The organism is Micromonospora maritima (assembly GCF_902825405.1).
GTDB classification, from domain to species: Bacteria; Actinomycetota; Actinomycetes; order Mycobacteriales; family Micromonosporaceae; genus Micromonospora; species Micromonospora maritima.
On the sequence record NZ_CADEAU010000541.1, the window covers coordinates 1 to 3,398 of the forward strand.

Here is a 3,398-nt window from a genome sequence, read left to right on the forward strand (position 1 = left end):
CCCGGAAGCCGGCGCGCAGCGCGACCAGCCGGGACGCGTGGTTGCCGATCTCGGCCTGCCAGGTGAGCCGGCGCAGCTTGAGCGCGTCGAAGGCCCACCGGGCCACCGCCCGGGTGGCCCGGACCGCGACGCCCCGCCCGCGCGCCCACGGCGCGGTCCAGTAGCCCACCTCGCCCGAGTCGAGCGCCCGGTCGACGGAGACCAGGCCGCACGAGGCGAGCAGCTCGCCGGTGGCGGCGTCGCAGACCGCGAACGGCGTCCCGGTGTCCTGCGCCCACGCGGTGGCGCTGATCGTGGTCACGAACGCGACGGCGTGTTCCGGCAGGTACGGGCGAGGTACGGTGGTCCAGCGCTGGATGTCCGGGTCCTGGCAGGCGCGGTGCACCGCGTCGGCGTCCTCGGCCCGCCAGGGGCGCAGCAACAGCCCGTCCTCGATGATCTCCACAGGCTCCATCCGAGCCATCGTGCCGGATCGTTCGCCGACGGCGTAACCCGATTAGCGGCCCCCGACGTGCGGTCGCGGTGTTATGTCGGTTTCGCAGACCCGGACCGCCGCCACCAGTGACCATCGCCGTGCCGGAGCGCCTACGATGGTTCGAGACCGTCTAGGGGAGCGTTGATCCGTGTCGATTCTGGAAAAGGTCCTTCGCGCCGGCGAGGGCCGCATGGTGCGTCGGCTGAAGGCCATCGCGGCCGCCGTCAACTCGATCGAGGACGACTACGTCAACCTCAGCGACGACGAGCTGCGCGGCATGACCGACCAGTTCAAGGAGCGGCTCGAGGATGGCGAGACCCTCGACGACCTGCTGCCGGAGGCGTTCGCGGTGTGCCGGGAGGCCGCCTCGCGGGTGCTCGGCCAGCGGCCCTACGACGTCCAGGTGATGGGCGGCGCGGCGCTGCACTTCGGCAACATCGCCGAGATGAAGACCGGTGAGGGCAAGACGCTCACCTCGGTCATGCCGGTCTACCTGAACGCGCTCGCCGGCAAGGGCGTGCACGTGATCACCGTGAACGACTACCTGGCCGAGCGCGACGCCGCCTGGATGGGCCGGGTGCACGAGTTCCTCGGGCTCACGGTCGGCGTGGTGCTGCCCAACCGGCCCGCCACCGAGCACCGCGCGGCCTACGAGTGCGACATCACCTACGGCACGAACAACGAGTTCGGCTTCGACTACCTGCGCGACAACATGGCGTGGTCGAAGGAGGAGCTGGTCCAGCGCGGCCACTTCTTCGCGGTGGTGGACGAGGTCGACTCGATCCTCATCGACGAGGCCCGCACCCCGCTGATCATCTCCGGCCCGGCCGAGCACTCCGCCCGGTGGTACCAGGAGTTCGCGTCCGTGGTGGCCCGCCTCCAGCCCGGCACCGACGGCGAGGGCGACTACGAGGTCGACCACGCCAAGCGCACCATCGCGATCACCGAGCGCGGCGTGGCCAAGGTCGAGGACCGGCTCGGCATCGACAACCTCTACGAGTCGGTCAACACGCCGCTGGTCGGCTACCTGAACAACGCGATCAAGGCCAAGGAGCTCTACAAGCGCGACAAGGACTACATCGTCAGCGACGGCGAGGTCCTGATCGTCGACGAGTTCACCGGCCGGATCCTGCACGGCCGTCGCTACAACGAGGGCATGCACCAGGCGATCGAGGCCAAGGAGGGGGTGGAGATCAAGCAGGAGAACCAGACCCTCGCGACGATCACCCTCCAGAACTACTTCCGCCTCTACGAGAAGCTCTCCGGCATGACCGGCACCGCCCAGACCGAGGCGGGCGAGTTCAACAAGGTCTACAAGGTCGGCGTCGTGACCATCCCGACGCACCGGCCGATGGTCCGGCTCGACCGGCCCGACGTCATCTACAAGACCGAGAAGGCCAAGTTCAACGCCGTCGTCGAGGACATCGCCGAGCGGCACGAGCAGGGCCAGCCGGTGCTGGTCGGCACCGTCTCGGTGGAGAACTCCGAGATCCTGTCGCACATGCTGCGCCGCCGCGGCATCCCGCACTCGGTGTTGAACGCGAAGTTCCACGCCAAGGAGGCGGAGATCGTCGCCCAGGCCGGGCGCAAGGGCGCGGTCACGGTCGCCACCAACATGGCCGGCCGGGGCACCGACATCCTGCTCGGCGGCAACGCCGAGTTCCTCGCCGCCAACGAACTCCGCCAGCGCGGTCTCGACCCGGTCGAGCAGCCGGAGGAGTACGCCAAGGCGATGGAGGAGATCCTGCCGACCTGGAAGCAGGCCTGCGACGTCGAGGCGGAGGAGGTGGCCGCCGCCGGCGGGCTCTACGTGCTCGGCACCGAGCGGCACGAGTCCCGCCGGATCGACAACCAGCTGCGCGGTCGGGCCGGCCGGCAGGGCGACCCGGGTGAGTCCCGGTTCTACCTGTCGCTCCAGGACGAGCTGATGAAGCGGTTCCGGGCCGGCGCCGTCGAGGCGGTCATGGACCGCTTCAACATCCCGGAGGACGTGCCCATCGAGTCGAAGATGGTCACCCGGCAGATCAAGAGCGCGCAGGCCCAGATCGAGGGCCAGAACGCCGAGATCCGCAAGAACGTCCTCAAGTACGACGAGGTGCTCAACAAGCAGCGCCAGGTGATCTACGCCGAGCGCCTCCGGGTGCTCAACGGCGAGGACCTGTCCGACCAGGTCCGCAACATGATCGACGACGTGATCGGCGCGTACGTGGTCGGCGCGACGAGCGACGGCTACGCCGAGGACTGGGACCTCGACCAGCTCTGGTCCAGCCTGAAGCAGCTCTACCCGGTCGGCGTCACGGTCGACGAGCTGGAGGAGGAGGTCGGCTCCCGGGCCGGTCTCGACCAGGACTTCCTGCTCGCCCGCCTCAAGGAGGACGCGCACTCCGCGTACGACAGGCGCGAGGAGAGCCTCGGCGAGGAGGCGGTCCGCCAGCTCGAGCGGATGGTCCTGCTCCAGGTGATCGACCGTAAGTGGCGCGAGCACCTCTACGAGATGGACTACCTCCAGGAGGGCATCAGCCTGCGGGCGTACGCCCAGCGCGACCCGGTCATCGAGTACCAGCGCGAGGGCTTCGACATGTTCGCCACCATGATGGACGGCATCAAGGAGGAGACGGTCGGCTTCCTCTACAACCTGGACGTGCAGGTCGAGGAGGCGGAGCCGGAGGCCGAGCAGGTCGAGTTGCTGGAGAAGCCGGTGGAGATCCGGGCCAAGGGTCTCAACCGCGCGCCGCAGCAGCAGGGCCTGCAATACTCCGCGCCCGCGGTCGACGGCGAGGCTGGTCGGGGCACCCCGGTGATCGAGCGCGCGGAGCAGCAGGCCCCGGCGCTGGGCATCGGCGAGCCGAGTTCCGAGCGCCCGGCCGCTTCGGCGCCGCGCCGGACGTCGGCCGCCGCCGGTGGGGCGAGCGGTCAGGCGATG

The 3,398-nt window shown here is 69.6% G+C and carries 2 protein-coding genes; one reads left to right on the plus strand and one right to left on the minus strand.

Annotated features, from left to right (window positions below; genetic code table 11):
* Nucleotides 1–454: GNAT family N-acetyltransferase (locus HUW36_RS28685; RefSeq protein ID WP_174530979.1), on the minus strand; the 454-nt coding region annotated here is incomplete at its 3' end.
* Nucleotides 455–623: 169 nt separating this feature from the next.
* Here HUW36_RS28685 and secA point away from each other — a divergent pair.
* A partial coding sequence (secA, locus tag HUW36_RS28690; protein ID WP_246248370.1) for a preprotein translocase subunit SecA occupies nt 624–3,398 on the plus strand: 2,775 nt, incomplete at its 3' end.